Source organism: Methylocaldum sp. GT1TLB, assembly GCF_051027445.1.
GTDB lineage: Bacteria > Pseudomonadota > Gammaproteobacteria > Methylococcales > Methylococcaceae > Methylocaldum.
In genome coordinates, this window is record NZ_CP194898.1 from 1,613,058 (window position 1) to 1,637,805 (window position 24,748).

The 24,748-nt window shown below is 58.3% G+C and carries 14 protein-coding genes and 1 pseudogene; 6 read left to right on the top strand and 9 right to left on the bottom strand.

The window, feature by feature from the left end:
- Nucleotides 1–374: 374 nt before the first annotated feature.
- Nucleotides 375–1,850 (top strand): glucose-6-phosphate dehydrogenase, encoded by a 1,476-nt coding sequence (gene zwf / locus ACR2R1_RS06945; protein WP_434113280.1) that lies wholly within the window; start codon nucleotides 375–377, stop codon nucleotides 1,848–1,850.
- 396 nt (nucleotides 1,851–2,246) lie between these two features.
- Here zwf and ACR2R1_RS06950 read toward each other — a convergent pair whose 3' ends face one another.
- The 3 genes from ACR2R1_RS06950 to ACR2R1_RS06960 form a co-directional block, all read right to left on the bottom strand.
- Nucleotides 2,247–3,203, bottom strand: a complete 957-nt coding sequence (locus ACR2R1_RS06950) for an IS5 family transposase (protein WP_434110401.1) — start codon at nucleotides 3,201–3,203, stop codon at nucleotides 2,247–2,249.
- Nucleotides 3,204–3,324: 121 nt separating this feature from the next.
- Complete coding sequence (locus tag ACR2R1_RS06955; protein WP_077732249.1) at nucleotides 3,325–4,119, bottom strand: hypothetical protein; 795 nt, start codon at nucleotides 4,117–4,119, stop codon at nucleotides 3,325–3,327.
- Between the two features lie 206 nt (nucleotides 4,120–4,325).
- Nucleotides 4,326–4,742: a trypsin-like peptidase domain-containing protein gene (locus tag ACR2R1_RS06960; RefSeq protein ID WP_434113282.1), complete on the bottom strand. Its 417-nt coding sequence runs from the start codon at nucleotides 4,740–4,742 to the stop codon at nucleotides 4,326–4,328.
- A 330-nt stretch (nucleotides 4,743–5,072) separates the two neighbouring features.
- On the opposite strand from ACR2R1_RS06960, the gene ACR2R1_RS06965 reads away from it, so the two are divergent.
- From ACR2R1_RS06965 to ACR2R1_RS06980, 4 genes are all read left to right on the top strand, one after another.
- The gene (locus ACR2R1_RS06965) at nucleotides 5,073–5,654 is read left to right on the top strand and encodes a TetR/AcrR family transcriptional regulator (protein WP_077732236.1); all 582 of its coding nucleotides are present in this window, start codon (nucleotides 5,073–5,075) and stop codon (nucleotides 5,652–5,654) included.
- Between the two features lie 115 nt (nucleotides 5,655–5,769).
- Entirely contained in the window at nucleotides 5,770–6,102 is a 333-nt protein-coding gene (locus ACR2R1_RS06970; protein WP_434113284.1) for an EthD family reductase, read from the top strand.
- A gap of 510 nt (nucleotides 6,103–6,612) precedes the next feature.
- Complete coding sequence (locus ACR2R1_RS06975) at nucleotides 6,613–8,175, top strand: MBOAT family O-acyltransferase (RefSeq protein ID WP_347258205.1); 1,563 nt, start codon at nucleotides 6,613–6,615, stop codon at nucleotides 8,173–8,175.
- Between the two features lie 105 nt (nucleotides 8,176–8,280).
- Complete coding sequence (locus tag ACR2R1_RS06980) at nucleotides 8,281–9,546, top strand: hypothetical protein (protein WP_434113286.1); 1,266 nt, start codon at nucleotides 8,281–8,283, stop codon at nucleotides 9,544–9,546.
- 1,054 nt (nucleotides 9,547–10,600) lie between these two features.
- Here ACR2R1_RS06980 and ACR2R1_RS06985 read toward each other — a convergent pair.
- Nucleotides 10,601–11,256 (bottom strand): annotated as a pseudogene (locus ACR2R1_RS06985) (IS1380 family transposase); the annotation flags it as partial.
- Between the two features lie 853 nt (nucleotides 11,257–12,109).
- Between ACR2R1_RS06985 and ACR2R1_RS06990 the strand changes: the two are divergent.
- Nucleotides 12,110–16,153 (top strand): hypothetical protein, encoded by a 4,044-nt coding sequence (locus tag ACR2R1_RS06990; protein ID WP_434113288.1) that lies wholly within the window; start codon nucleotides 12,110–12,112, stop codon nucleotides 16,151–16,153.
- Nucleotides 16,154–16,983: 830 nt separating this feature from the next.
- Here ACR2R1_RS06990 and ACR2R1_RS06995 read toward each other — a convergent pair.
- Genes ACR2R1_RS06995 through ACR2R1_RS07015 form a run of 5 tightly spaced genes read right to left on the bottom strand, consistent with a single transcriptional unit; the run spans nucleotide 16,984 to nucleotide 24,509 of the window.
- Complete coding sequence (locus ACR2R1_RS06995) at nucleotides 16,984–17,751, bottom strand: M48 family metallopeptidase (RefSeq protein ID WP_434113290.1); 768 nt, start codon at nucleotides 17,749–17,751, stop codon at nucleotides 16,984–16,986.
- Nucleotides 17,748–20,765, bottom strand: a complete 3,018-nt coding sequence (locus ACR2R1_RS07000) for a type I restriction endonuclease subunit R (RefSeq protein ID WP_434113292.1) — start codon at nucleotides 20,763–20,765, stop codon at nucleotides 17,748–17,750. The genes ACR2R1_RS06995 and ACR2R1_RS07000 overlap by 4 nt, the downstream gene beginning before the upstream one ends.
- Entirely contained in the window at nucleotides 20,758–22,101 is a 1,344-nt protein-coding gene (locus tag ACR2R1_RS07005; protein WP_434113294.1) for a restriction endonuclease subunit S, read from the bottom strand. The genes ACR2R1_RS07000 and ACR2R1_RS07005 overlap by 8 nt, the downstream gene beginning before the upstream one ends.
- Nucleotides 22,098–24,278, bottom strand: coding sequence for an N-6 DNA methylase (locus ACR2R1_RS07010; protein ID WP_434113296.1), 2,181 nt, complete (start codon nucleotides 24,276–24,278; stop codon nucleotides 22,098–22,100). Before ACR2R1_RS07010 ends, ACR2R1_RS07005 begins: the two co-directional genes overlap by 4 nt.
- Before the next feature lie 15 nt (nucleotides 24,279–24,293).
- Complete coding sequence (locus ACR2R1_RS07015) at nucleotides 24,294–24,509, bottom strand: hypothetical protein (protein ID WP_077732224.1); 216 nt, start codon at nucleotides 24,507–24,509, stop codon at nucleotides 24,294–24,296.
- Nucleotides 24,510–24,748 lie beyond the last annotated feature (239 nt).

A 24,748-nucleotide genomic window follows, 5' to 3' on the forward strand; every position in this document is an offset into this window, starting at 1 on the left:
GACTCCCCGGACTGGGGATGAGCCAAGTTAGAAATACGACTTCAACGGCTGCAGAAGGTTCGAGCGCGAATCTGTCAAACCGGAAGCTACGTTGACATCTACGGCAAGGCCCCTTACCATCCAGGCCCAGACTCCGCATTAGACGGTTGAATTTCTTATAATTTCTTGCCGACGCTGTCCGCCAGGGAGCGGTGCCATGCGCGGTATACTCATTGTGCCTGGCGCAAAATCGCGAAAGCGCATTTTGGCCATCGCTCGTAGATTGAAAGTCGCATCAGACCCCCGATCCCGGCTGGCAAGGGGCGGGATTTGCTTTGACCGACTTTTTTGCGTGTCCCTCTTGTAACCCTACCCGGCCTACGAGGATTCAAACAATGAGTGAGCTCCCTTTCCCCCATTCCTTCAACTTGGTTTTTTTCGGCGGCACCGGCGATCTGGTGATGCGCAAGTTGTTGCCGGCGATGTACCAGAGCTATAAGAACGGCCAGCTGGGAGATGCCGGCTATTTCTATTGTCTCGGACGGCGAGACTATACCGTGGAAGACTATCGCGCGATCGCCGAGGAAAAGGCCCGACAATTCCTGCCGAAGGCCGACTGGGACGACGAAATCTGGGCAGCCTTCCGTCGGCGGGTGATCTACGAAAGGATCGACGCCGAGAATCCGGAAGAATATGCCGCGTTGAAGGCCCTGCTCGAAAGAACCCCGGCCGAAGTGAACGTCTTTTTCCTGTCGGTGGCGCCGTCGCTGTTCTCCATGATCTGCGAAAGCCTGGCACGGCAGAAACTCAACGGGCCAAATTCCAGGGTGGTGCTGGAAAAACCCCTGGGCCACGATCTCGCTTCCAGCAACGCCATCACCGTGGCGGTCGGCCGCCACTATCAGGAAAAGCAGATCTACCGCATCGACCACTACCTGGGCAAGGAATCGGTACAAAACCTGATGGCGCTGCGTTTCGGCAACGCACTGTTCGAACCGCTGTGGCGCCGGCAATGGATCACTGACGTCCAAATCACCATCGCCGAGGAAGTCGGGATCGGCAGTCGCGCCGGATTCTACGACGGTACCGGCGCGCTGCGCGACATGGTGCAGAACCATCTGCTGCAGCTGCTCTGCTTCGTGGCCATGGAACCGCCTTCCAGCCTCGACTCCGACGCGATCCGAAACGAAAAACTCAAGGTGTTGGAATGCCTGGTACCCTTCACCCCGGAGGATGTCCAGGTCAACACGGTGCGCGGCCAATACCGCGCCGGCATTTGCGGCGGCCAGGCGGTGCCCGGCTATCTCGAAGAAAGCGGCGTCCCCGCCGGCAGCAAGACCGAAACATTCGTCGCCATCAAGGCGGAAATCGCCAACTGGCGCTGGGCCGGGGTTCCGTTTTACCTGTTCACCGGCAAACGCCTGCCCACCCGCCTGGCCGACATCGTGATCCATTTCCACGATGTGCCCCACCACATCTTTCCGCTGCCCCGCAACGGGTCCCGCGCCCCGGCGAAACTGGTCATCCGCCTTCAACCTGACGAATCGATCCGCCTTTATCTGAACGCCAAGCGGCCAGGCCATTCGATGGAATTGCGGCCGGTCTCCCTGGACCTCGATTTCACCAGCAAATTCAGCGAACGCCGCGAAGAAGCCTACGAACGTCTCCTGCTCGATATCATCCGCGGCAACCAATCGCTGTTCGTGCGCCAGGACGAATTGGAGATGGCCTGGCGCTGGGTCGAACCGATCCTCAATACCTGGGCCGCCGATCCCAAAGGTCCGGAAGCCTACAAAGCCGGCACCTGGGGCCCCGCCGCCTCTGCGGAACTGCTGTCGCGCAGCGGCCATCGCTGGCACGAGGACGATTGAGACCGGGGCTGAAGAACCGCTTTGCGGATGCGAGCCCCCGTGCTTGCAAACGATTCCGGCGAATTCCACGGCGATGCACCGCCATCAACGGCGGCAAAGCCGCAAAGGCTGCCGAATGAACGACTTGCAGAGCAAGTTGGGTGATTTTCCCGGCCAGCGACGACATCCGTTTCGAATGAAGAAAGCCGGAACGAAATTCCGGCTTTCGCCGGGGATGCCGTCGTCGGCGACTTTCTTAAGGAAGCTCTGAATAAGTGCGTTTTATTGGTGGCTCCGATAAACCGGCCGGGGCTACCAGCCGAAAAAGGTCGTTTTTCCCTCCCCAATTGGCGCCCGCTATCGGCGCTCTTTCCGCCCCTCGCCCCCGGTTTTCCGGGACGATGCACGGATTGATCCCTAGGCCGCCATCAACTCCTCCCGCACCTGGTAGAGATTGCCGAGGGCAAACAGCAGGTAGAGTTGCTGCCCGTTTTTGAAGAGTCCCCGGTACCGGACCTTGGTATAGCCGAATTGGCGTTTGACGATCCGGAATGGGTGTTCGACCACCGCCCGCAGCGCGGCCAGCATGCGGTTGTGAAGCGCTTGTTCCGCAGGCAAGTCCTCGCCCTTCTTACGCTTGAAGGGAAACGCCCAGACCGGCTCGCCCTCCTGGCGTTCGACCTCCAGATTGCGGTCCTTGCGGGTATAGGCCCGATCGCCCAGGACGACCTGCTCCTCGCCGTGCAACAGGGCATCGGTCATGACCCCGTCCGCCACCTTGGCGGTGGTGACTTCCATCGTGTGCACCAAGCCTGAATCAGCATCCACGCCGATGTGCGCCTTCATGCCAAAGTGGTAATTGTTACCCTTCTTGGTCGAACTCATCTCGCCATCCCGCTTCCGCTCGCGGTTCTTCGTGGACGGCGGGGCGGCGATCAGGGTGGCATCCACGATGGTCCCTTGACGCAACAATAAGCCCTTTTCCGCCAATAGTGCCGCCGTTTCATCGAATAGGGTTTGCGCCATCTGATGGGTTTCCAACAGGCGCCGGAACTTGAGGATCGTGGTTTCATCCGGCATGGCGTCCTCGCCCGCATCCAGCCCGGCAAACTCGCGTAGCATCGGAATGTCATGCAGCGCCTCTTCCATCGCCGGATCGGAGTAGCCGAACCAGTGCTGCATCAGGTGGATGCGCAACATCGTCTCCAAAGGAAAGGGACGCCTGCCCCGGCCGGCCGTCGGGTAGTACGGCGCAATCCGGCTCGTCCACAACCCCCAAGGAATCACCTGCTCCATGTCCTGGAGAAATTTCTGACGCTTGGTCAGCTTCGGTTTCTTCACAAACACGGTGGCACTGAGTCCGAGTTGCTTCATCTGGTATCGACCTGTCGAAAATTGGACGTTGGGCGTTATTTTATCGGGGCCAGGGACTTATTCAGAGTTTCCTTAAAGTAACATCGCCAAAGCGGGCGATGTTGGCCCCTGAGCTGACTCTCTACCCTACTCCGAGTATCCAACCCTCCACTCCAGCGACGGCACGCTCCGGGGGTGTCAACACGGGTTCGAGCAAACCTTGCAGGCGGCCATCGTCGTCGGCCTCCCGTAGCCACGCAGCGATGGTATAAGCGTCGTGCTGATCGGGGGTGCGGCCCTCGCTTGGATACACATTCTTCCACAACGAGGGATATGCCTCGGCAATGGCGGACTTTCCGGTCGGGATGGCCCAGCCGTCGAAAGGCCAGAAATGCACTTGCTCGCCCAGTTGCCGCCGGAGGTACCGCAGCCAGGGAATGCCTGCATGGGTGGATTTGGCGACCGAGCCTTGCACGTCGAAATGAAACACCGACCTCGCCCTGGCGCGCTCCTCGCAAAGACGGCGCCAGCGGGGGCTGCCGGTGCGGGCGGCGCCATCGCCGCGAAGGCCGTCGCGGATAAAGTCGACATAAGTGTGGTCCTCGTCGGTCGGCCAATGCCGCTGAAAATCGTCTAGGAAGGCGGGCCAATCGGGCAGCAGGTGATGAACCTCGAAATAACGGAGCGGAAAGGAAAAGCTGTGGTCGATGCCGACCAGCGTTGGCTGGCCTTCCGACAGGCGCTCGACCAGCCACTCGGCGATGCCGCGCCGACTCCAGTATTTGCGCGGGCCCGGCGGCGGCAGCACTTCCACGGGCAGCGCTTCCCGTTCCGCCAGATAGACGCGCAACCCCTTCAGGCTAGCGGTCGGCGTTTGAGCGCCGGAATAGTCGATGCCGATATAGCGGGCAAAACGCCGGAAATTACTGATAGTCATGAGGTCCCCTTTTCGGCGGTGAACGGCGTTAAGGAAGCTCTGATTAAGTCCTTCGACAGGCCTGTCCTGAGCCGAGTCGAAGGGCTCAGGACAGGCTTGTCGAACGCTCTCCTGAGCCTGTCGAAGGGCATGAACGGAATCAACTTGTTCAGAGCTTCCTTAAGGGATGCCTTCGGCAATGAGAGAACGACAGGATACCGCAGTTTTCAATACTTCCGGTCCCCATGCCGCACCTGCGATGGATCGAGGTCGGTCGGCAAGCGTGGACGCGGCGTGAAAGTAGAAGGCGATGCCGATAGCCCGCGGATAACCGTACCGATATTCGGGTCGCCGACGGAGAGTCCGGATGCGGTCCCCAGGCTCGCAGCCGACAGCTGCATTCCCGGTGCATCGAGAATGCACAGCTCGTGTTTCAAATCGGCACGCTGGCTGGCGGCGCGAAAGCGTAACGCATCCTTCCCGACGACCGCGTTGGCTTGCCGCGTGACATGGCAGTTCGTGGCCACCAGATTTTGATCGAGGACCACGCCGGAGCCGATAAAGGCCTTGCCGTCCCTTGGATAGGCATGAACCTGGACGACGCTGAGTGCAAGCGTGTGATTCACGTCTGCCGCGCCGTCCATGCTAAAGATCCAATCACCACGCCAAGCAATATAGTCGGACGCATCGGTCTCTTCATTTTCGCCCTTTTCCGAAGGGAGATTTTCCAATTTGAACACACGAGCTTAGGGAAATTTATTATGGCTTCCCGTGCCGCAGTAATCCCCTCCTCCCTCGCCTCCGGTTCGGAAGCAGCAAGTTCAGCCTCATTTCCAGGAGGCCGATGATCAGAAGCTTACGCCCGGATCGTTCCGAATTTCACATCGCTTATGGCAATATACCGGTCGATTGTTATTGACCAACTATTCAATAAAGACTAGCCTTAGCTACAACCTGAATACGAGGAGTCTCCTTTGGCCCGACCCCGCGAATTCGATTACGAGCACGTCCTGGATAAAGCCGTGGAGACCTTTTGGTCGAAAGGTTACGAAGCCACCTCGATCCAGGACCTGGTCGATGCCACCGGACTGCATCGAGGCAGCCTCTACGCGGCCTTCGGCAACAAGCAGGCGCTGTTCCTGGAAGTTCTGGACCGCTACAACCATGTGGTGGTCCAGCGCCTGCTGGAATTGCTCGACAGCGAACCTTCAGGCAAGTCCGCGATCCGTTTTTTCTTCGCCACCGTGATCGAGCACATCCTCACGGCCGGTCCCCTGCGCGGGTGCCTAGTGACCAACTCCGCGGTGGAACGTGGCTTGTCCTGCCCGGACACGGCGGCCAAGGTGGGCGGTTGCCTGGAGCGGCTCGAACAAGGCTTTCGGCGCACGTTGGAACGGATGCGGAAGGCGGGCGAACTGCGGGAGGAGGCGGATATCCGAGCGCTGTCCCGCTATCTGACCAGCGTTTTGCAAGGACTCCTGGTTATCGGCAAAGTGCGGCCGGAACGGGAAGTCCTGGCCGACATCGTCGCCGTCGGCCTCTCCGTGCTCGACTGATTTTTTCGGCCTATTTTTGACTGATCGTTCATCAATATACCGAGGAGGAAATCGGCAATCAGCAACCCTAGATTTCGATAATCTTTTTTTCCAACTTCAGTTCAAGGAGAACGACATGTCCGAAGTCAAATTCATGGTGATTTATCCAACGCCCGCCGATATCGCTGCTTTCGAGAAGCGCTATCAAGAGGAGCATGTTCCCATGGCCGTGGAAAAGCTCGGCGGAAAAACCAAGTTCATCGCCACCCGGGTACTGGGATCACCCCAGGGCGCAGCGCCCTTCTACCGTATTGCCGAGGTGTTCTTTCCGTCCATGGCGGCGCTGGAAGCCTGCGCGCAGTCGGAAGGCGGTAAGGAAACACTCGCCCACGCCGTCGACATCTCGACCGGCGGCACGCCGATCTTTCTGATTGCAGAAAGTGAGACTTTCCACTTCGATGCCCCGTAAAACCCGGTCAGGGCGCCGACCGCAGGCGCCCCTTTTTTGCCACTTTTGTTGAACGATCGATCAACTATATTTGAGGATGATAACCACCCGCTACGCTGACCCCAATCAGCCCGGAAGCCCGGTGCGCTTCAAATCCCGCTACGAGCGGCTTTGAAGGAGTCCCTCGACACGATCACCGCCTCCGATGTGGGCGGTTGGTCCAGATAGTGCGCTATGCCTTACGACCCCAGGAAAACCGCTCTAATTTGCTCTTATAAGGCACACCGATCGGTCTTGCTCTCGGGCTGAGCTCCGGATAGGCTAGGTTTCCGTTAAGCGATGCTTGGGGAGGCATCGCTTGAGCAGCAGGCGGAACTTTGATGGCTTTTGCCGTCTTACAAGCAGTATTTATTTGTAGAGAATTCCGGGATCGCCTTCGTCCGGGGAGATCCAGCGGGATGTGGACATCGAGTAGGGAGTCGATCACCGATCAAAGCCCTTTAGTCCCGCACGTCGAATCAAGCAACTCCGATGCTCTTCAACTCCTATCCGTTTATTTTCTTATTACTCCCCATTTCTCTGTTCGTCTTCTTTGCCATCGGAAGCCGCGGCCACCACCGGGTTGCCATCGCCTGGCTGATCGGTGTGTCGCTCTTTTTCTACGCGTGGTGGAATCCGGCCTACTTGGGCTTACTCTTGGCCTCCATTTTGTTCAACTACGCGCTTGGAGTTTCCCTGAGCGGCGAAGGTCATTCCTCTGAGAAAAAATGGCTATTGATTTTCGGTATTGCCGCCAACTTGTCGCTCCTCGGGTATTACAAGTATGCGAACTTCTTCGTCGACAACATCAACTTCATATTCGGCGATATTCTCGGCGTGGAGACCATCATCCTGCCCCTCGGCATTTCCTTCATCACCTTTCAGACCATCGCCTATCTCGTAGACGCCTATAAAGGGGAAACCAAGGAGTATAACTTTCTCCACTTCTGTCTCTTCGTCACCTTCTTTCCCCAGCTGATCGCGGGTCCCATCGTGCATCACCGGGAAATGATGCCGCAATTCGCCCGGAATGACCTCTATCAACTGAGCGTCCGACGCCATGCCGTCGGCTTCACCATCTTCACCATCGGCCTCTTCAAGAAAGTGGTGCTGGCCGATGGCGTCGCCGCCTATGCCACGCCGGCATTCCATGCGGCCGATAGCGGCATTGCGCTGACCTTCTTCGAGGCCTGGGCGGGCGCCCTGGCCTACACCCTTCAGCTCTACTTCGACTTCTCGGGTTATTCCGACATGGCTATCGGATTAGCCCGGATGTTCGGCATTCGGCTACCCCTCAACTTCAATTCGCCCTACAAGTCGACCAATATCATCGACTTCTGGCGGCGCTGGCACATAACGCTCTCCCGTTTTATGCGGGACTATATCTACATTCCTCTCGGCGGCAACCGGAAGGGCCCGACAAGACGCCATGCCAATCTCATGATCGCAATGTTGCTCGGGGGCCTGTGGCACGGCGCCGGCTGGAACTTCGTGGTGTGGGGCGGGCTGCATGGATTCTTTCTCATCGTCAATCATGTTTGGCGATCGCTGTTCGGCGGTCGGGCAGCCGCCAGCCGGATGGGCAAGGCATTCGGCTGGACGCTGACATTCGTCGCGGTGATCGCCGCCTGGGTGCCCTTTCGCGCGGAGACGATTACGGGTACGAAGAGCATATGGCTCGGAATGATCGGAGCCAACGGCGTGTCCCTGGAACCCGAAGCCCTTCGGGTTCTCGGGCGCTTTGGCGAGTGGCTGCAGGGACTGGGAGTCACCTTCGACGGGGTCTTCGCGCACGTCGCCGGCGCGAAACCCGAGATGGCTGGTGCATGGCTGTTGGCATTGTCGATATTCGTTCTGTTTTTGCCCAACACCCAGCAACTCATGCGCAACTATCACCCGGCATTCGAAACCTATAAAGGCGAGATACAGCGCCTTCGCTGGAGATGGATGGAATGGCGGCCGACGGTAATCTGGGCCAACCTCACCATGCTGCTCTTCGTGTTCGACGTGCTCAGCCTCACCAAGGTGAGCGAGTTTCTCTACTTTCAATTCTGAGAATCCGTGAATAAACCCGCCGCGAAGCCCGATTCCTCCCTTTTATCCCGACTCCGATCTGCCGGGCCTGCTACGATTTCTTCACGGCTTTTGGGCAAGGGCCCAGTGACGCCAAGCGAACGCCAATTCGCGGCTTATCTCGATACGATCGGTATCGGTGCCGTTGTTCTTTTGACTGTAATCATCCTGATGAATTACCTGGTAGACCCTTATTCCATTTTCGGGTCTCCAAGCTGGGAAGGGATAAATGCCAATAAGCCGGAGTTATTCAAGCAACTGCGGCTGACCAAGGCCCACGCCGTTAGAGCACGAAAACCCGACGTACTGGTCATCGGCAGCTCTCGCACCGAACACGGCCTTGATCCGGAGCATCCGGCGCTGTTCCCCGAATTTAACACCTACAACCTCGCGTTGAATGGAGCGACTATCTATGAAAATTTGCGCTACTTTCAGCACGCCAATGCAGAACGACGATTAAAGAAAGTCGTATTGGCCGTCGACTTCTTCCAATTCAATGCCTATAGACCTAATGCTCCGGATTTCACTGAGGAACGACTCTCGTCGGATGTTCACGGGGCCAAACGGAATATCGCTATAACCACGGACCTGCTGGAAACCTTGGCATCGGTTGATGCCACAACAGCAAGCCTCAAGACCCTGTTTCAACAGACCAATCGGGATAATGTGATTCTGCCGCGCGGACAAGTGGAACAGCCCGATAAAGAAGCGATCATGATGATGCACGGAGGACGGCACGAAGCGGCTCTTTATAGCGAACTGAATTACGTGACGCACCTGTATTTCCCAAGGCCACACAAGAAATTCGATTTTGTTTCGGAAGACGGAAGCACGAATACGTTTGATTACTTTCGAAGGATTCTTGAAGAGGCTCACCGGAGCAAGATTGAATTTCATATTCTGATTTCCCCGGCTCACGCACGCCAATGGGTACTGACGGCCGGCACGGGGCTTTGGAACGAATGGGAGACTTGGAAAAGAGAGATCGTCCGACTTAATGAAGAGGTCGCACGGGAACGCAGACGCAATCCATTCCCTCTATGGGACTTTTCCGGTTTCAATACCTATACCATGGAGGCGGTACCGGCCTTGGGCGACAAGGAAACCATGATGCGGTGGTTTTGGGAATCTTCTCACTATCGGAAAGAGCTGGGTGACCTGGTGCTCGATCGCGTGTTGAATTACTCGGATCCGAATCGTCGGATCGCTGACGATTTCGGCGTTTTGCTGACTTCCGAGAATATCGAAAAGCACCTGGCGAGTATCCGCGAAGCTCATCAGCTTTATCGTCAAGCTCATAGAGAAGAAGTGAACGAGATCCAAGATCTGGTTAAGAAATATCAGAGCCAATGACCATTCCGGGTAATGAAAATCGGACGATTCAACCCACCGTAGCCATGTTCTGGCAAGCACTACGCCCTTTTCGGCCGAATGCCCGACTGATGACGGTCGTACCGAAAGGAAGAAAGGCAGTCTCATATGTCTTCCGGACCAAGAGCCTATCCCAGTAGGCTCAAGAAACCCTTCGACCGGCCTGTCCTGAGCGGAGTCGAAGGGCTCAGGGCGAACGGCTTACTGGGATAGGCTCCAAGGAGAAAGCCTTCCAAGAGAAGACCGTTCGCCAGCGCGATGCTTGACGAAGGAACTTTGGGACAGCCATCTGATCGAAAATATCGTCTTGACGGAAGTGGCCGTGAACTGGTAAACAAATTACGCCTGAAATAGGCGATATAAGTAGCGTCATTAATGGCTAATTTAGTTAATTACTGATACTTAATGCGGAGGGAATCATGAAGAAGCTACTTGCTGCGGTTTGTCTCGTCGTTGCCGCTATTGGCCTAACGGGATGTGGAAGTTCGCCTGACGGGGATTCCCAGAAATTATCGAATACAGCCGTATCCCCACAGCTATAACTAGTACGTGATCCTCCCTTCAAAAAGACCTACCTTCGAGTAGGTCTTTTTTTATGGTGCGCCCGGCAGAGCACACTCATTTGGAGGTGAAAGTCCTCTACTCGCCGGGCAAGGGGAAGAGTTAGCCGAACGGCAAGGGTTTCGCGGGTGACCGCGAATCTGAAGGAAGCCGAAGGCAAAGCGGTGGCCTGACGCACAGGAAGCGGATAGGAGGCGGCACGGTGGGGTGAGGCGGCCATTATCGTCAAAGCCCGAAACTTGCACGGAACGCCGTGTCGTAGATCCGACAGGTATAAGCGTGAAGGCGGGTGCGTCATACCCGGGGAGATCTGGCAGTCTGCCTTGTGCTACTGCGGTCGAGAGATCGTGGGAGGGTCTGCCAGAAGTCAGCCGAAGCCATAGTAGGTCGGTAGACTGAAGGGTCGAACCTGGTAGAACGCGAGTAGGCGAACAGACCTCGATGAAGTCAAAGAAGGCAGAAGCCCGTGAGACATCGGCCACGCCTGCCGCAAGCGCCTCGCCAGCAGCTTGATCACCGCGGCCGAAGCTCGGCGCCATCGATCCGGCTCGGGCGCAGCAAGCAGGCCAGCAGGGCCTGGCCGCAGAAAACATACAACGGCAAATAGCAGTAGTGGTCGTAGTAGCCGTGAAACTGGGCCAGTTCCTAGCCCCCGTGCAGCGGCACGTCGGAGGCGTCGACGTCGAGGATTAGTTCACGGGGCGCTCGAGATTGGCCGGCGATGAACTGCTCGAGCAGCACCCGGTTCAAGGCCACCACATCGGCACGCGTCGCACGGGTCTCCAAGCGGGAGAACGTGAGGCTGCTGGCCAATGCCGTCACCTTGCCCAAGGCCGTTTGCAGCAACGGATCGTGCCGTAGCCGGTCGTGATCGTTCAAGTCCTCGTACCCACAGCACAGGCCATAGAGCCGCTGGGCAACGAGGTCGCGCAAGGAATGAACAATCCGCTCCGGATCGCGGGGATCCGTCAGAACTTCTGCCACGGCTTTGGACAAGCCGAGGTACTGGTCTACTTGGCGCAACAGCCGCAACCCGCCATCCGAACTGACGGCACCCCCCGAAAAATTCGCCTCGATCACCCGGCGTCCGAGACGCCCAAATTCTATCGTTTCCGCGGTACGCTTTGGCATCGGCACAGCTCCCCACGAAATTGATTTCGCAATTTGATTTTATGGGGATTTCAACGCTGTGCCGACCTCTTCTTGGTGAAATATCCGGGCTAAGTACATTCCGCAAATATTTGCGGAATCTCGACAGATTGGCTTGATTGGCGGGGTTGTCCTGCAGGTTGCCTATGCCGCAAGACTTCCCTGAATGTACTTAGAGCGTTTTCCATCCCGGTGTACGGATTCGTTCCAGGAGGGGAGAACGTAGGTCGACAATCCCTTCCCAATCGCAAACGGTCGCTTTAGTCGCGACCCTTCCAATCGCAAACGGTCGCTTTAGTCGCGACCCTTCCAATCGCAAACGGTCGCTTTAGTCGCGACCCTTCCGACAAAGCCCTTCGCCGAGCCGATACGTCGGCAAGGGATTGCCGACCTACATATCCGAATCCCTTACACCGATTCGGAAAACGGGCTAGCCGCGTTCCTGGAGCGGTCGTCCGAGCGCCGGATCGCCCAAGGCATCGTTCGGGCCACCGGTCGCGTCTGCTCTTGGTCCTACTGAATCGCCGATACGACAAAGGCGGCGCCATCCTGGTGTCGGAAAATTTTACGTGTCCCGGATCGAGTGGCGGTGGCGCACTTGCTGTCGAAAAAAGTTTTGTCGATCAATTCCCTACAATCGGTCGGATGGTCTTTGGCAAGGTCCGGCGATCGCCGAGATTCGGTTCACGGGAAGCGCTGGGAGAGCCGAATGTTTCGCGGAGTTTACAGAAAAAAAACTGTGTAATTTCAAAGCGGTTCGTAAAAACAAATAGATACGGATCTGGCGTGATAATTGATAAGACGATGGCGCCGTTTTGAAAATGGGAGAGCCGTGATGAATACAGGGAAAACTCAGCCAAAAGCGCGACATCCCGGCGTACTGGCAAGCCGGCTATTGACCGGTGTGGTTTTTGCCGCGGGTTTCGGCAGCCTTCCGGTTTGGGCGCAAACTGACGGGTGCAACAACAATGCCACCCAAAGTGACTCCGGTGCTCCCTGTTTCGCGAACGTGAGCGACATTCTACAGGGGCAGCGCCGGTTGCTGCCGGTGGACGACCTGGTGGTCACCAGCCAGCCAGAGGGTCCAGGGTCCGCGGTCAGCAACGTGGTGCTGCAAACGGCCAATTCATCTGTCAGCGCGCAACTCCCGTATGCAATCACCGGCAGCGGCGTTCCGTCGTTCGCCACCAGTGCCGGGCGGATGTTCAATCTGCCGCGCGATGTCATCGTGACGATGACGGAGGGTCTCGTCAATGTGCGGGACCAGGACCCCAATGGCTTCATCACGAAAGGATTTTCGCTTTCCGGCAACCCTCAGGGGATGGCCATGGACGACTTCAACGGGGACGGATTCGCCGACATCGCCCTGCTTACCGCTGACGCGGTCGGCAGCACCAGTGGCCTGCTCCGGATCGTCACCGCCAACGACGTCAATAATCTCGATGCCGGCCTGTTTGCCAGCAACGGGGTTGGCCCCTTTCAATTCAACTTCACCAATCCCATTTCGATCACGACGGGGGACTTCAACGGCGACGGAAAGCCCGAGGCGGCAATCGCGCAGCCATTTTCTTCCGGGGGTGCACAACTACTCCTCCAGATCTACGAGGTCGTCACGACCCAGGATGGCAAGATCGCGTCCCAGGCGCTCCGGCAGGCCGCATCCGTTGTCCTGAATAGTCCGGTTTCCGGGCAGGTTATCTGGAGCCTCAAAGTCGTGGCCGGTAACTTCGACGGGAATGTCAACGCGACGACCGGCCTTCCCACGGACGAGATCGTCCTCGTCGTGAACAACGGAGACAATCTTACGCTGCAGTCCTTCCGTGTGCAGCCCCAGTCGACCAACCCCCTCAACTTCGATATCACCCTGATTAACACGTTCGTCTCGCCGGATTCGCTGTACACGAACGGGAACACGGCGGGAGATCCGCTCCTCGCCACCAGCGGCCACCTGGATTGGTTTAACCCCGCCGAACAGGTCGTTGCCGCCTACACTTATTTGACCGATTCCACTGGCAATAACTTCTCGTGGAAAGCGGCGGTCTTCACGCTGGACAGCCAGCTCAACATTGCCCAGGCGGCTTCCATCGACACCGGCGGCGCTGTCAATCTGGGGTTGGCCGTAGGCAACTTCGACGAGGACCTCGGTCCTGACAGCCCTCCCAACCTGGAAATCGCCAGGGTGCTGTCATTTAGCCTTCCGATGAGCCAAAACCAGCCGTACCTTGAGATCCTCCGGGCGGATCCGGCGAATAGCTTCGCCCTCAGCGTTGCCTCGAATACGTCAATCTTGGGCTTTCCGCCTTTCTTCAACAGCCCGCTTCTTTTGGTAGCCGGCGACACCCAAGGGCGATCACTGTTGTTGGGGCCGCCCGAAAAGGTGACCGTAGCCAATCACATCCAGCCCGACACCATCCTGGGTCTCCCGCCCATGCACGTGGACTGGATCACCCCGGCCGGCGGATCGGTGCCCGACGTACTCAACGTCTCGGTCTTCCCGAATACGTTCAACACCCAGTACAACTTCCAGGACACCACCGGCACCCAGGCGAGCCGCAAGAGCACCACGAGCTACACGGTCGCGTTCAAGGAATCCGCGGAGGAAAAGGTCAGCTACGGCGTACCTGGAATCGACAGCGTGAGCGTCAAGCTCACGCAGGCCGCGACACAAACCCACCAGAACACCGTCGCGAAAACCTACAACACCTACCAGGGCAACTCGTTCAAACTGACGGCGCAGACTCTGTTCGACGATCGCGTGGCGGCGACGGCCGAGCAATTCAACATTTACAGCTATCCGGTCATCGGGCACTGCGTCCCGGTGAGCGGTGCGCCGCCGCTGGACGGCTGTCCGGCCGGCACGGCACCTCTCCACGTGCAGTTCTCAGGGCCGGACAACGTCGTCTATCTCGACCTCGCCGAGGGAGCGGCCATCGAGTGGTACCAGCCGGTGCATGAGCCGGGTAATGCGCTTTCCTATCCGGGGAGCCTCGAGCTGCTAAAAGCCAATCTGCCCGCGGCGAACCCGCTGCAGCCTCTGTCGCCCGACAACGAAGTTTGGGATTCGCAGTCACCCGAGCAGGTTTCCATCACCTGGACACAGGGCGGAGGCAATAACGTAACCAGCGGCTCGGTAAGCACCCACACCTTCGACACCTCGGTGAGCGTTTCAGGCAGCACCAACATCGAGGGGTTCGGGCTGAGCGGCAGCGCCAGCTTCGATTACAACCAGAGCCAGTCGGTCAGCACCCTGAACACCTCGGCCAGCACCTTCTCCGATTCCACCGGAGTGATCGTCAACCGCGGCATTCCGGGCGGACCCACCAGTTCGGAAAACTATCTCTACCAGGGGCAGAGCTTCATCTTTGGCCAGGCCGCCCCGACCGGCACCATCGACACCCTCACAACGAACACCACCGTCCAGGCCCAAGGCTTCCTGGCCGTCGGGTTCGCCTCGGATCCCCTGAGCACCGGCACCGTTCAGTCGGGCAACTGGTGGAAACAGGCCTACGCCCACACTGACGCCAACGGCAACCCCATCCTCCCGGACGTGGCGCTAAATCATCCGCAACGCTGGCTGCAGAAAACACCTACCGGCACCAATCCTCAGCAAGTGTGGTTCAACTGTCCGGTGGGCTTCACCTCCTCGCAGACCTCTCCGGCCTGCACCTCGATTTCGCAGACGCCGACGCCGGCCAACGTCGCGGATGCGCCTTTCTACCAGATGAAGGGACTGTTCGTGACCCCCGGCACCACCCCCGGTGGCCCGCAAATCACCCAGACGCCCCAAGGCCAGACAGTGACTCTCCAGGCGCGGGTGTACAACTACAGCCTCTCGGACATGCCCGCGGGCACCGTGGTGCACGTGCTGTTTTACGCCCAGCCCTGGGATGGCGCCACCGGCCAATTCCAGAGCCAGGCCGGCAACCCCGATGCCTTCGCTCCGGCGGTCCTCATCGGAGAAGACCAGTTGGCGCCGATCCCCGCTTTCTGCGGAGGCTCGCAGGGAGACGTCGATCCCTGTGCGGGTGACAGCCCGCCGCAGAACTGGGTCTACGCGAAGGCCACCTGGAATACGAGCACGGTGGCGGCGGATACCGACTGGAAGTTCTGGGTGGTGGCCTGGATGGAACAGGGCGGACAACTCGTGCCGGAGATCCAGGACCACGGCCTGAGATCGATTCCGGCCAGCCTGCTGAACTCCCTGGCCGATGTGCCGATCGAGACCTACAGCAACAACCTGGGCTTCTACAATCAGGTCTTCCATGTGGCGTCCGCCAGCCCGGCGCCAGCCACAGGGAGTGGCGCGCTGACCATCGACCACGTGGCGGCTCCATCGGGACCGGTGCTGCTGCACCAGCCTGTGACGATTCGGGCCAGCCACCGGAGCGGCGGCCCCCGCTTCGACTCGGTGCTCACGCTCTTCTATGACGGCGATCCGGAGGCGGGGGCCATGCTGTTCGATCAGGAACTCATTCCGAGGGTCCGCGCCAGCGACACCTTCGTGGCGCCCGTGCCCTATCGGCCGGGCACCTGCGGGACGCACCAGATCTTTGTCCAAGCCATCCCCACCGACGGCTCGGCCGAGCCCGCGACCGGAACGGCCACGGTCCAGGTGACTGCGGACTTCCCCGCCGAGCTGGCCTCGCTCGGGCAGGCCATCCAAGCGGCCGGCCTGCCGCGCGGACTTGAGAAGGGCCTCCTGGCTCAAATCAAGACGGCCGGAAAGCTTCTCGATCGGGGACATACCGCAGCCGCTCGGTCTCTTCTCACGGCTCTGAAGCACGAGATCAGGGCACTGGCCAGAAAGAAAATTTCGCCGGAAATCACGGCGCCTTGGCTGGAAGAAGTCGATCTGATCCTCGGCTGCATCATCAACTGAAAACACGCGCATTTTCCGTAGCCGGACGTGGATCGGCACCCGGCTACAGGAAACTCACCGGCTGAGTATTGATCGGACTTGCGCCGAATCCAGCTGGAGTAAAAGACCTCTTCCGATTAAAGCATTTTCTGATTGGGCGTAGTGTCCGCGAGAGTGGACGCTACAGCTTTTGTTCCCTTCGAGCGTCCCCGATCCAAGGCGAAACGCGCAGGAAAAAGGACGCTCGCCGGATGGCCGCTGACTCGCACCCTCCCTGGCGGTCGCGCTCCGCGCGCCCAAATCGGTTCCCGGCCGATTCGTCTTTGACTCCGTTCTTTTGGCCACACCAAAGACAAATTTGCCCGGAACAAATCGCGACCGCGGCACGCCGGCCCGAAGGGCTAAGTACATTCAGGGAAGTCTTGCGGCATAGACAACCTGCAGGACAACCCCGCCAATCAAGCCAATCTGTCGAGATTCCGCAAATATTTGCGGAATGTACTTAGAGCATTTTCATACCGACTGTACGGGCACTCGCGAGTAGGTCGGGAATCCTTTCCCGACACCACGTCCCGGCCGAGCGTCTTCGTCGGCAAAGGATTGCCGACCTACGAATGCTTGAATCCATTCACCCGAGCCGAATGCGCCAACGACTTCCGCCAAGCCTGTTTTGCCGTACGAGCGAGATGAAAACGTTCTAGGGCGAGGTCAAGGACGGAATTCGTAGCGGAGCCCACGTGCGAGGCGGTGCATTCCCGAGGATTCCGGATATTCGCGCACGAAACGGCAGCCAGCGCGTAGAGACAGCCCCGCTATTGGAAACTGCGAATTCAGGCAGAAACGAGTTCAGATCAAATTCCCTCCTTTCCGCCTTGCACCGGATGCGCCCAAGCCGGCACCCTCTTCCAGGCGTCGCGCATCTGTCCATGTAGCAAATCGGTTTGTGGTTCGAACTGGCGTAGATGAGTCCAAAAACGGCTCGTGTGGTTTCGCTCCAATGTGTGACAGAGCTCGTGCATCAATACGTACCGCACCAATGCTGGAGAGAGAAACAACAGCTTGGCGTTCAGGCTGATGGCATTATCGGCGGAACAGCTTCCCCATCGGGTGCGCTGATTCTTGATGGCAATACGACTGAACTTCAAACCGGTATCGGCCGACATGGTTTTCAGCCAAGGCACCAGTGATTCCTTGGCCCGTCTGGCCAGCCAGCGGCGCAGAGCAACCTTGCAGCGTTCCGCCTCGCTCACCGCACCATAGACCAATACCCGGCCCTGTCGATCGGTGCACGCCGCGACAGTCTTGCCCTTCGTTTGCCGATATTCCACGCGCCAGGACTCTGCCAGCGCAGGCAGGTCGAAGGCTTCGGGACGGACGCTTACTTGTGTGCCCAACAAGTGTCGCACTTCGTCGAATTGATCGAGGCGCGCCGCGATCCACTCCCGCTTCCCGGTCACCAGTTCAACAATCCGCTCCTCGCTCAAACCCTTGGGCGCGATTACTGTCAGGCCATCCCGTGCCGTCATCTTCAGGCGCAGAGTCTTGGCCTTGGCTGCGGAGCGGATCTGGTAGTCGAGTTGCCGACCGTTGGGCAGATCGATTCGTGCGATTCGTGTCATTCGGCGTCCTTGCCTCCCGGTTTGTAATGCTTGCGCTTGAGCACCTGTACGAGCGATACAATAAATTCCATTGCATCGCCCGACAGCAGCCCCAAGGCCGAAAAGCGTTGGGCGATCAAGAACAGCAGGGCCTTGGATAATTCCGGGTCCACCGTACTACTGTTCCACCAGCCGGGGAAACAGTATTTGTCAGCTTCTTCGAGTATGGCAGCAGCCACTTCCGCCGCTTGCGTCTCGCTCAACGCGGCGTTTCGAGTCTTGACCTTCAACGCCAGCTGTTGACCGATGGGGCGTTTGGATTCCTCAACCGCCGCCCGCACTGCCTCGGTGAGCAATTCCAATTCCGCGATTAAGGCGATGCCTGCCAGTGTCCCGGCCCGTTTTTCATCGATGATGCGTTGCAGTTTTTCCGAAAGCGGCCGGAAGGCCTCGTCCTGATCCAGACGGATGCGCAGCTCGGCGCTCAGCATGGCCTCGATGTCCAGCGCCTTGGCGTCGGGCTTCTTGTCCTTCAGCTTGGTCAGGAAATGCTCGTCCAGCACATAAGTGGGGAACTCTTTTTCCAGCTCCTCCACATCGATATGCCGGCGGATCAGCTCCCTGGTGCGGGCGGCATCCTCTTCCGTCGCCTCCAGTGCCGCTTCCGGATGAAACTTCTTCCGGTACAGCATGTAAAGCTTTGTCAGCCAGGCGTAGGGGCGCACAAAGTCGCGCAGTTGCTCATCGGGCTGCAAGGCCTCGTACAACACACGCAGATTTCGGTAGCCGGTGTCGAACTCCTTTTCCGCGCCTTCCTCGTCGCGCAGGATTTTCATGGCGGCGATAAAGGCGTCATGCGAGCCGTCGCGCGGCACGGTCTCGGTGGGAAAGAGCGCCCAAAGGGCATCGAATTGCTTGCGGAAATGCTCGCGGATGCGCTCGAAGGGAAACGCGATATCGCCCAGTTCCTCGGGTCGGTAGTTCAGCGCCTCGTTCAAATGATCGAAAATGCCATAATAGTCGACGACCAGACCGTGCCCCTTCAGTTCGTTATAGGGCCGGTTCACCCGCGCGATGGTTTGCAGGAGACCGTGATCGCGCAAACCCTTGTCCAGATAGAGCGCCTGCAGGATGGGGGCGTCGAAGCCGGTCAGCAGCATGTCGCACACCACCAACAGTTCCACCTTGCGATAGGGCTTGTCCTGGTGCTCCTGCACTTCGGATTGGGCCGGGATGAGAAATTCGTTCAGCAGCTTTTTGCGCCTGGCGTCGCCGAGATAGAGGGCTTGAATCTCCGCGGAGTCGCTTTGGGGAGCTTCGGAGATGACGGCCATCACCGTCTCATCACCCAGCCGGTCCCGCAAGGCCTTGGTGTAGAGCTTGACCGCCTCCTTGTCCTTGCATACCAGCATGGCCTTGAAACCATTGGGGCGGACGTGCGCGGTGAAGTGATCCACCATATCATCGGCAATCTGATCGATACGCTTCGGCAGTTTCAGCAAGACATCCAGAGTAGAGGAACCGCTTACCAGCTTTTTCTGTTCGGCCTCGGGCAAATGGCCGAATTCGCGTTTGAATGCGGCGTCCAGCTTGGCTCCGTAGAGTTGCCAATCCGCCATGCGCGGCTGCCAGTGAATGGGCTTGACCACGCCGTCGCGCAACGCATCGGTGACGGTGTAGGGGCGGCCCATGTAGCGCTCGATGGTGCCGTCGTCCTTTACCTGGCCCCAAGCTACCGGCGTGTTATGGTCGTCGTTCTCGACGGGCGTCCCGGTAAAGCCGAACAGCGACGCCCCCTCCATCGCGGCGCGCATGTAGGTGCCCAATTCCCGCTCCTGGGTGCGGTGGGCCTCGTCGGCCATCACGATCACGTTCTTCCGCTGCTTGGTGATCCGCTTCGGCATGCCCTCGAAGAGGTGCACGGTCGTGAGAATCACTCCACGGTAGTCGCCCGCCAGCTTGGCCTCCAGATCGCGCTTGCTCTCCGCCACGTGAACGTTCTCCGTCCCGGTCGCCATTAGTTCGCGGTCCACCAGCAGGATCACCGTGGGCTGGTTCAGCTTCGGGTCTTCCCACAGGCTGCGGGCGGCATAAATCATCGTCAAAGTCTTGCCGGAGCCCTGGGTGTGCCAGATCAACCCGCGTCGCTTCTCAGGCGGCAGGTTCAGGTCGGTGGCGCGGCCGAGAATGTCCTTTACCGCCAGGTACTGTTGATAGCGCACCACCACCTTTTCGGTCTTACCCTCTTTGGTGACGAAAACGATGAAGTGACGGATAAAGTCCAGCATGTTGGACCGATCGAACAGTCCGTAAAGCGAGACCTTCATCTCGTTGAACTCGTCGATGTCGTGCGGCCAGGGGTCGCGCCATTGCAGCCAGAACTGCATGCGCCGCCCCGGCACGCCATACATCATGCGGGTCTCGTTAACCCCCACGCCGTAGGCGTTAGTATAAAAGAGCTGGTCGATCTCCTCGGCGTACACGCCGAGCTGTTTGGCCCCCTCGCGCCAATCGGGCTTGCTGCGGCTGGCTGTCTTGGCCTCGATCACCACTACCGGAATGCCGTTGATCAAGAGCACGATATCCGGCCGCCGGGGCGAGTTGCCCTCCACCGGAAACTGGTTGGTCACCCACCAGTCGTTGGCGTCGAGGTTATCGAAGTCGATCAGCCTAACATCCTGGGCATTCTCGGCCGGATCGAATTTGTAGTTGACGCCGTTTTGCAGCCAGTCCAGCCATTGCCGGTTGTCGCGGCAAGCGCGCAGCTTGGTGACGATGGCGTCCACCCGCGCCTCGTCGGTCAGTACGCCGGGATTGAGCTGTTTCAGCTTTTCCCGCAGCAACGGCAGCAACATCACTTCGCGCTCATCCGGGCGTAGTTCCGTCACCTGCTCGCGGGACCGGTAGGTCCAGCCCAGCGCAGGCGTTTGCAGATGCTCGATGATCTCCCGCTCGACGGTGGTTTCTTCGTTGAACAGGCGTGAAACGGTGGGCGCCGTGTATCCGGCGGGCACGAAGTCTTCGAGGTCATCCATAGCGGGCTTCTTTGGTGGGTGCGGTTAATGCCTCGCCCTGTTCTATCGGCAGGCGGATTTTGCCGGTGAGTAGGTTTTGCAGGAGGGATTTTTTGACCTGCTGGAGTGCTTCTACTTTTTTAATGTCCACTTCGATTTTTGCATCGAAGGCATTTAGTGACTCAGCGATTCGGTCTTGTTCAGCCCGTGATGGCTTCGGGACCACAGCGTTTCGAAAATCCCGTTTTCCAATATTCTTCATGCTGTCACTGGTTCCTGTTGCAATAGCCTCAATCTGCTTTCTTGCCTGAGGATGTTTGAGAACTGCAACTAGCCAATCAGGATTTACATCTTCCTTCGGGTGTAATCGCCAAGTCTTGTCACAAAGTAATAGCCTTGTGTATAGAGATTGGACGCGATGTACTGCACCGCAAAGCTCAGTGGTATTTGCACGGCTAACGATGATGTCGCCAACTTTTATCTCTGCATCAAGATCGGGTTCAATGGACGCAGGTAGTGCCTTGTTTTCCATCTCATCAAAGCGTTCCCAACTTACAGCGCTCACTTTGAGAACGCCCCACTGTCCTGGTTTTGCTGGATAGGATTCGCACATTGGGCTTGAGCCAGCATCCATGCCGATCAGCAGGTGCTTTACGCAAACAAGGTCCCATGTTCTGGGATATTTCCAGAATTTAGAATCAATGAGTTCGGTCTCACTCAGGCCAGTTTCCAGTACTTTTCTGGCAAATGACCGCTTCAACTCCCGCGTCGCCTCCAGCTCGGCCTTGGCCTTGGCAATGGCGTCGTCGGCTAGTTTTAGCGCGGCGGCAATGCGGCGTTGTTCGTTTATGTCTTTGGGAAAGCGAAGCGGAAGTTTCTTGACTGCTCCCCAACTGTAATTAGCAAGGCCGGTTGTTTGTTGCGAGGTCTTGCTGAACCACTCGTGCACGAGGTGAATTCGCATCCAGTTCGCCAGAAACTCAGGAAGCAATTCATCATGGTCTTTCGATGTCATGCCCATAAGGAAAGACGCAAACACCATCGGTTGATCTTCTTCAAGCAAGACAGAGTCACCGATACGGTCTTGCGATCCATTGGAACCGACGAACAGAATCCAGCCTTTCGATACAGCGGATCTCTCCAGCGCGTCCGGAGAAACATCACGAAGGTAAAGCAAATCGGTTAGGTCGAGCGAGTCTTGCACATTGGGAATACGAATTACCGGGACGGCGCCGTCTTCGGGTCGGTCGATTTCGTTTTCTTTCGTCCACGTATAGCCGCGTCGGAGCTGCACCACTTGTGCAAGTGGTTTTTCATTCCAACCGCTAAGTAGCGGGTTGTCGTAAAGAGGAGTCATGCTTGCGCTAATCCCACATTGGCGAATATTCGCTCAAGTTCGGCTCTTGCTATGGCCGCTGCTTTTTCGGCGGCCTTGAGATTGTGAACCGCCTCATCCAACGGCACCACCTTCTCCGGCTCAAAAGTATCCACATAGCGCGGTAGATTGAGATTGAATTCGTTCTCCTCGATCTCGGCTCTGTCCACCACGGCGAAGTAACGGCGCGCTTCATCCGGATCGTTCAGAATGCGGCGCAGGTCGGCGGCGGTCTCGTTGATATGGTCGATCTCGCGCTCGGCAGCGAGGCGAATCTCCTGCTCGCGGGCTTCCCGCTCCTCTTGCAGTTTTTTCAGCTCCTTCACCGCCTTGTTGAGATGCTTGAGGTGCGTCCTGATGGCGTCGATGAGTTGCTTGCGAGCGTCGTCGTAGGCCTTTTTCGGCTTGGCAAGCTTTGTCCTCAGGGCGGCCTTGTCGCCGCGCCCTGCGGCGTCGATCTCGGCATGCACCTTCTCCACCTCCGCCTTGAGCGGTGCCAAAGGGTGAAACCAGGAGTGATCGGGGCTGACCGCTTCATCCACCGCCTTGGCCTTCAAATCCAGCAACGCGAGTTGGGCCTGCTCGGCTTCCAGCTTCGCCAGCGGAGCGAGTACCGGGCCGTAGGCGTCCTCGATATCGGTCAGGCGCTGGTCACGGTTTTCTTCCACCTCGCGAATCAGTTGCGCCGTATGGCTGTCCACCAGGGCCTTGGCTTGCTCCAGATCGCCGAAGGCGCGCCAGGGCACGAGGATGCGCATCAGGTCCGAGGGGCGCAGCAGGTTTTGCGGGTTGGACTTCTGGAAATGGCGCGAAGCCCAGATCATCAGTGTCTTGCCCTTGCGCGCTTCCGGCTTGTTCTTGTTGAGCAACAGCAGGCAGGCGGGCACGCCGTTGCCGTAGAAGAGCTTGGAGGGCAACACCACGATGCACTCGATCAGGTCCGCCTCCACGAAGCCGCGCCGAATCAGGTATTCGGTGTCGGCCTTCTGGTTCTGGCCGTCTTCTTCCTCGGTCTGCTCCGGCTGGCCGCGAAACAGCACGCCTTGGGACATCACCACCATGCCCTTGCCGGCCTCTCCGGTTTCCGGATTGTGGTCCCTGAGCGATTTGGCGATATGCTGCAACCAAGCCCAGTCGCCGTTGGACGCGGGCGGTAGTCCAAAGGAAAAACGGCCGAACTTGTCGCCGGAGACCACGGTATCGTACCCCCAGTCCTCCAGCGAGAAGGGGGGATTCATGATGATGCGGTCGAACTGCTTCAAACGGTTGGCCGACGTGAGCTGGCGCGGATCGCGGAGACTGTCGCCCTGTTTGTGATCCCAGACCGGCACGCCGTGCAGGATCATGTTGATGCGGGAGATGTTGTAGGTGGCGACGTTGGACTCCTGGCCATGCAGGAAGAGCTGGCGCACATCGCCGCCATGTTTCTTCACGTAGCGGATGCACTGGAGCAGCAACCCGCCCGAACCGCTGGCCCAGTCGCAGATGCTCATGCCGGGCTTCGGCTCCAGCATCTCGGACATGAGAAAACCCACCTCGGCCGGGGTGTAGAATTCGCCGCTCGACTTGCCCGCCTTGCTGGCGAAGTTTCGGATCAGGTACTCGTAGGCGTTTCCGAACAGGTCGTCGGACACATGGGCACGGTCGAAGGTCTGACTGCCGAAGTGATTGATGAGGTTGACCAGCTTGTCCCGCGGCAGCTCGTCCTGTTTGTTGAAATCGATCTTGCCGGTGAGAATCCCATCGAAGTTGTTCTGGCGGTGGGCATTGGCCCGCTCGATGGCGAGCATGGCATCGTTCAGCGCCTGGCCGAGCTGCCCCTTGGCGGTGCGCGCGACCTTGTTCCAAGCGGCGGACTCAGGCACCACGAAATGGTGTAGTTCCGGTTGGCGGGCCAGGTAGACGGCTTGGTCTTCCGCAACCCCGGCTTGCTTCAACTTCGCGGCTTGAGTACGGACCTCCTCCTCATAGCAGTCATTGATTCGCTTGTAGAACAGCAAGGCAAACACATAACCGCGAAACTCGGAATGGTCGGCGTTGCCGCGCAGGATATCGGCGGCCTTGTCGAGATAGCTCTCCAACTCGCTCTGGGTCATGCGCCGGGTCGGGCGGACCACAATCGGCGCATCGAGCATGGCGAGAAGTTCGTTCAGATTCATGAGTGCTCCGTTCCGTTAGCCCTTATTTTCTGTGTCGGTCCGGTTTCCGGCGTCATCGAACAGGTCATCCTGCTCCGGAATCGCAATCCCGTTCCGCCCGCAATAATCCCGAATCAGCACCTCCACCATATTGGCCAGGGATCGATGCTCACGGGCAGCGGCGATGCGCAACGCCTCTTTCAGGGCCGGCTCAATGCGAAAAGTCAGTGTGGTGGTCTTGCCGGTAGCCATGATTCCATCTCAACGGGTAGACTGTGAATGTACTGCACTGTACAGTAAAGTCCGATACGAACCAAGTTCTTGACAAGAACTTGCCAAAGGGGGGACAGAATGGCTCGGCACTATTCCACCAAGGATTATTTTCGGCAGATGCCCAATGCTCTGCTTGCCCGTTACTTTCAGGAGCGAGGGCTGTTTTGCAATCCGGAATTTGCAGCCATGAAGGAAGGCAAACCTGATGAGCTATGCCT